The sequence below is a fragment of the Candidatus Magnetominusculus dajiuhuensis genome, assembly GCF_046044395.1.
GTDB classification, from domain to species: domain Bacteria; phylum Nitrospirota; class Thermodesulfovibrionia; order Thermodesulfovibrionales; family Magnetobacteriaceae; genus Magnetominusculus; species Magnetominusculus dajiuhuensis.
The window spans coordinates 1-5,903 of record NZ_JBJUSG010000174.1 but is presented as its reverse complement, the minus strand read 5'-3'; the positions used below and the strand labels follow the sequence as shown (position 1 = coordinate 5,903).

Here is a 5,903-nt window from a genome sequence, read left to right as displayed (position 1 = left end):
ATGGAACTACTCCATCTCTCCACGATCATCTTTGTAACACTTATTTATTGACAGTACCTTAGCATAGTTCCATTTCTAAATCATATGTGCAATAATATATCTTATCTCGCTCCGCGACAAAAAATTATCACCACCTTTCGTGTCTTGTCGTCATTCCGGCTTGTCCGGAATCTTCGTTGGCTTGAGGACGTAGTGTAGAGACAGATTCCGGACAAGCCGGAATGACGGACTAAGATATCTGTGGGCGTGTCAAGTGGATTGACAGAAAATTATTTTTGTGGTAGCTTAAAGGTATGAGCGTGATAACGATACCAAGGGTGTTAAGAGAAAAACTGGGGGAAGATGCAACTGAAGCCCTTGTGGAGGTCTTCAATAAGGTTGAACCTGACACCGCAAAAATTAAAGCCGAACTCTCCAAAGAACTGGTTACAAAGGCCGATTTGTTTGAAGAATCAGGCAAACTACGGCTTGAAATAGAGAAACTACGGGTTGAGGTTGCCAACGTCAAGGCTGATATAATCAAGTGGATGTTTCTATTTTGGATAGGCCAAACGGCTGTCACGGTTGCACTGTTTAAATTCTTTGTTAAGTGATTCTCTGCGAATAAAATCTTCTCACAAGGAGAGATTGACAGGTTACTTAGCGGCATACGCTGCCCAAACTCTCTCGTATAGCGTATTCAGATGAACGACAACAACGACATCCTCAAAGTTTCAGGGCTGACAAAGGCATTTATTAAAGATGATAAGGCCGCCGTTGATGGCGTGAGCTTTTCATTTTGCCGCGGTGAGTTTGTCGGCCTCTTAGGCCCAAATGGCGCTGGTAAGACCACCACGATTAAAATGCTCACCGGCCTGATAAAACCCTCCTCCGGCACGATTTACTACTACGGCAGTGATTTCCAGCGGGAATCTCAAAAGACTAAGGCCCTCATCGGCGTTGTGCCTCAGCAAAATAATCTCGACCGTGATTTAACCGCCTACGAAAACCTCTACCTTCACGCCATCCTCTACGGCATACCAAAGGCCGCCAGAAGGGCAAGGATTGACGAATTGCTTGATTTTTCGGGCCTCACAGACTACCGTAACCGCCAGGTCAAGTCATTCTCCGGGGGTACGATGCGAAGGCTTGTAATTTTGCGCGCCCTCCTGCATGAGCCGAAAATACTCTTTCTTGATGAGCCTACTGTTGGCCTCGACCCTCAGATAAGGCGCGTTATATGGGATTTCATCGTAAAGATAAATCGCATGAAAAATACCACGATTCTTCTAACCACCCACTATATCGAAGAGGCCGAAAGGCTCTGCAAACGGGTGCTGATAATAAACGACGGCTCAATTGTCACTGACGCCGCCCCTGAGACACTCAAAGACGGAGTTGGGCGCTTTGTCCTTGAGGTGCATAAGGACGATGGGATTGAGGAGGAATTCTTTGACAGCCGCCATGACGCCCTCCAGGCGCTTGAGAAGTCAACATATACATGTAAAGTTCGCGGCGTCACACTTGAGGATGTGTTTTTGCGGCTCACGGGGAGGAGAATAAATGTTTAACGGGCTTTATGCCGTTTTATACAGGGAATTAACGATTTATCGAAAACGTGCGCTCAAGCAGTTTTTCTCCTCGTCGCTGTCGCCGCTGCTGTTTTTAATCGCCTTCGGTTGGGGCTTTGGCAGGGACGTTACAGTTGGCGGCCTTTCTTATATATCATTTTTGATTCCCGGCCTTATTACTATGAACAGCCTTAATCAGAGCTTTGCCATATCGGCGGAGATAAACATATCAAGGTTTTACTTTCATACATTTGACGAGTATCTTATCGCGCCGGTCCCACATGCCAGCATTGTGATTGGCGAGGCGATGTTCGGTGTGTTTCGCGGGCTTTTGGCGACGATTATTATATTTGTCTATGCCTACATTTTTAACGTTACACTGTCGTTTAATCCCATATTTATCGCGGCAATCTGTCTTCATACGTTTATTTTTTCATTCCTTGCCGTGACGACTTCCATGGTAGTGAAAGACCACTCAGGACAGGCCCTCGTCAATAACTTCGTGATTACGCCGATGATTTTTCTCTGCGGCACATTTTATCCCATTGACAAGCTCCCCTACGCGTTTAAGATGCTTGTGTCGCTGTTCCCGCTTACGTACTCTACAAAGGTCATACGGGCAACGCTGACAGGGGGCGAGGTGAATTTTATATATGTCGGTCTTATGGTGTTTTATTGTATAATGTTCTTTCTGACGTCGCTGTGGGCGTTGAGAAGCGTAGAGGCATAAACGATGAAGATAAATATTTATGATAAATTGTTGCGATGAACAATAATATCGTCCACTCAATAGGGCTTGGTCCGGGTGACCCTGAGCTTGTGACGATTAAGGCCAAACGCATCCTTGAGGCCTCAGACGACGTCATCGTACCGCAGTCTGACGCCCTCGGCAGGAGCGTTGCCAAAGACATAATCGTCCACTATGTGGAGCCGTCTAAACTCACCATGTACTACTTCCCGATGAACAATAACAGGGAGGAGCTTAGGCAGAGATATACCGCACTGGCTCAGAATATAAAGGCGCTCATTACCCAGGGCAGAAAGGTATCCTATGTCTCAATGGGGGACCCCACGATTTACAGCACATCGAACTACCTGACAGAGACACTGCTTGCCCTTGGGATTAATGTGGTGCATGTGCCTGGAATCAGCTCCATTAACGCCGCCTCGTCGCTTCTTGGCATACCGTTAACCAGCAAGGGGGGCGATTTCGGGGTCTATGAACTCCCCGAAGATGTCGAAAGGACGGCCGGATTGATCCAAAGACACCAGACCACCGTCTTTATGAAGGTAAATAAAAAACTCCCCGTACTTATTGAGGCCATAAAATCAACGCCTCCCAACGCCGCATATCTCGTAAACAGGGTTACGCTTGACGGGCAGATGAGTTTTAACTTATTAACTGAGCCGCTGCCAGAGGAGCCACTGTACCTTTCCATAGCGATAGTGAAGAGAAAGAAACTCAAAGGCACTAAATGAACCCCGCACTCAGAAAGGGATTTACAACTGGGACGGCGGCAGCCGCCGCGGCAAAGGCCGCCGCCATCATGGCGCTCAGCGGACGGCTTCCAGAGGTGGTCAGCGTAACGCTGCCCGGGGGGATTAGTACGCTTGCGATAAATATACGCGCTGCAAGCCGCCATGACAGCAAAGACAGAAGCACCGCCTCTGTAATAAAAGACGGCGGCGACGACCCTGACGCCACCAACGGCCTTGAGATAACCGCGGCCATCAGGGTGATTAATCACGACGGCGCTGAGGTAATAATAAAAGGTGGCGACGGCGTCGGTATAGTCACAAAGGCCGGACTTCAAATCCCCGTCGGTGCGCACGCCATCAATCCCGTCCCTTTGGCGATGATACGAACCGCCGTCAGAGAGGCCGTCCCAAATGGCCTTATAGAGGTGGAGATAATCGTGCCTGATGGCCAGAGGGCTGCCGGGAAGACGTTTAACAGCAGGCTTGGCATACTTGGTGGTATCTCAATAATCGGCACCACCGGAATTGTTGAGCCTATGAGCGTGGAGGCCATTAGGGCAACCATCAGATGCGATCTTGATGTGGCGTATGAGGAGAACTCGTTGCGGGTATATCTGTCGCCCGGTAAGATTGGTGAGGATTCGCTCAGGTCAATTTTCCACGGGGTGCATGTCGTGCAAATGAGCAATTTTATTGGCGATTCTCTTCATTACGCTGCGACTAAGGGTTTTAGAGAGGTCGTAATCGGCGGGCATCCCGGTAAACTTGCAAAGCTCCTGATGGGTTATTTCAACACACATTCGGGGAAATCCCCGCAGGCGGCGGGTTTTGTCGCAAAATATTTCGGCCTCAAAGGGGAATATAACACCGTTGAGCAGATTATCGGACATGTGCAAAATACAGAGAAATTTAATTCTCTGGCCTACGATATAGCCGCTAAAATAAAGACTCTTTACGGGTTTTCATCGGTGGATGTATTGTTGTTTAATATGAAAAAACAGCCCATAGGAGCGGCCGCGTGTACAAAATAACGGTGATAAGCGCAGGCCCCGGAGGCGCTGAATATATGACCTATGCCGCCGTTAAGAGGGCAAGGGCATGTGACATATTAATTGGGACGCGCGGGCAGCTTGCCGCCCTTGATATCGCCCCATCAGACAACGCCATCGAGGAAAACCGGATAGAAGAGATAATTAATCTAATCCAACGGCACGAAGACAGAGATGTCGGCGTATTAGTAACCGGCGACGCCGGCATTTTCAGCTTATCGCAAACAATATGCGACCGGTTTGGCAAGGCCTCAGTGCTTGAGGTAATCCCCGGTGTGTCGTCCATACAGGCCGCGTTTGCGAAAATTAAGGAATCATGGCTTGATGTGAGGGTGTTTTCATTTCACGGCAGACAGATAGAGGGGGCAGAGGAGTGTCTGCAATGCCCCAAGGCCGTCATCCTCTGCGATAAACAAAACACGGCGCGAGCGATTTTAAACGCCCTGCTGCCGTTAGGACTATTCAGCATGGAACGTGACATATACGTCTGCCAAAACCTGACAAGGGACGGCGAAAAAATAATAGAGATAAAACACCCCGACGCGATTGAGACAATAATGTCTGCGGGCAAGGAACTCATTGTTATTAAAATGTTACGGTAGCGCCAATGCCCAAACGTTACGATAAAATTATAAAAGAAATCCTGAAGGATGTCGTAGATACCCTGATAACAGAGGTAATCGGCTTGAAAATCGTTAAATCTACGGCAATAGAGACTAAACTTCAGATAACAGACGAACGCGAGGCCGACTTTATTTTGCAGGTAGAGCTGGAAGATGGTACCATTTCTCTGCTTCACATAGAGTTTCAGGCAACAAACTATTCAAAGATGGTTTACAGGGAGCTGCGGTATTGGGTTTATCTCTCGGAGGTTCACGGGATTGCGCCGCTGCAATACGTATTTTATATCGGTAACGAGCCGCTCACGATGAAAGACAGCCTCTCCTCTGAAACAACAACTCATAAGTATAACCTGATAGATATGCGCGATGTTGACTGTGAGAAATTTTTATATTCAGATAAACCTGAAGAGGTGATAATCTCAATTTTGTGCAATTATCAGAAGAAAGGTGTTAAAATATTCGTACGGGATATATTGAGCCGGTTAAAAGAACTGGTGCCGGAGGAAACACTTAGGGGCAAATACATAAGACAGGTGGAAGTCCTGTCGCAGTTGAGGGATTTACAGGGCGAGATACTTAAGGAGGCAGAGGAAATGGCACTAATGTATGATATGGAGAGAGATGTAAGATTTAAGCAAGGGTTGCTAAAGGGGGAGCAGCAAGGGTTGCTTAAGGGACAACAGAGAGGATTGCTTAAGGGGGAGCAGCAAGGGTTGCTTAAGGGACAACGGAAAGGCTTACTTGAGGGAATAGAGTTAGGACTTGAACTCAAGTATGGTTCAGCCGGGCTTGAGCTGATGGATATGGTTAGAGTTATAGATTCTTTAGATAAAATAGAGGAGTTCAAAAATCTTATCAGGAAAGCCGGTTCAGTTGATGAGTTGAAGGATTTTTTGGGGAAGGGCATATAATACATCCAATAAATCAGGAGCTTTAAAAATGAAAGACTTGAAGAACATCGTACGTGATTATTTAGATACCAAAAAAACGGATGATTCGATTGTCATAGAAATCTTCTTATTCCATTTCTAAATCATACCTACAATAATATATTTTATCTCACTCCGCGACAAAAAATTGTCATCACCCTTCTTGTCTTGTCGTCATTCCGGCTTGTCCGGAATCGTATTTGGCTTGAGGATGTGCTGAGACAATAGGGGTAGGGAAGGCTCTCACCTCCCCTCCCTCCGAACCGTACAGGC

The 5,903-nt window shown here is 47.2% G+C and carries 7 protein-coding genes; all 7 read left to right on the top strand.

Annotated elements, in window-relative coordinates; translation table 11 throughout:
• The first annotated feature begins 293 nt into the window (after positions 1-293).
• Positions 294-593 (top strand): LA_3696 family protein, encoded by a 300-nt coding sequence (locus AB7D94_RS16130; protein ID WP_420267051.1) that lies wholly within the window; start codon positions 294-296, stop codon positions 591-593.
• A 90-nt stretch (positions 594-683) separates the two neighbouring features.
• A complete protein-coding gene (locus AB7D94_RS16125; protein WP_420267049.1) occupies positions 684-1,550 on the top strand; it encodes an ABC transporter ATP-binding protein in 867 nt (288 codons plus the stop codon).
• The gene (locus AB7D94_RS16120) at positions 1,543-2,280 is read left to right on the top strand and encodes an ABC transporter permease (RefSeq protein ID WP_420267046.1); all 738 of its coding nucleotides are present in this window, start codon (positions 1,543-1,545) and stop codon (positions 2,278-2,280) included. The genes AB7D94_RS16125 and AB7D94_RS16120 overlap by 8 nt, the downstream gene beginning before the upstream one ends.
• A gap of 35 nt (positions 2,281-2,315) precedes the next feature.
• The gene (cobI, locus tag AB7D94_RS16115) at positions 2,316-3,029 is read left to right on the top strand and encodes a precorrin-2 C(20)-methyltransferase (protein WP_420267045.1); all 714 of its coding nucleotides are present in this window, start codon (positions 2,316-2,318) and stop codon (positions 3,027-3,029) included.
• On the top strand, positions 3,026-4,060 hold the full coding sequence (gene cbiD / locus AB7D94_RS16110; RefSeq protein WP_420267043.1) for a cobalt-precorrin-5B (C(1))-methyltransferase CbiD: 1,035 nt from the start codon (positions 3,026-3,028) through the stop codon (positions 4,058-4,060). Before cobI ends, cbiD begins: the two co-directional genes overlap by 4 nt.
• Positions 4,048-4,680, top strand: coding sequence for a precorrin-6y C5,15-methyltransferase (decarboxylating) subunit CbiE (cbiE, locus tag AB7D94_RS16105; RefSeq protein ID WP_420267041.1), 633 nt, complete (start codon positions 4,048-4,050; stop codon positions 4,678-4,680). The genes cbiD and cbiE overlap by 13 nt, the downstream gene beginning before the upstream one ends.
• A 5-nt stretch (positions 4,681-4,685) precedes the next feature.
• On the top strand, positions 4,686-5,612 hold the full coding sequence (locus AB7D94_RS16100; RefSeq protein ID WP_420267040.1) for an RpnC/YadD family protein: 927 nt from the start codon (positions 4,686-4,688) through the stop codon (positions 5,610-5,612).
• Positions 5,613-5,903 lie beyond the last annotated feature (291 nt).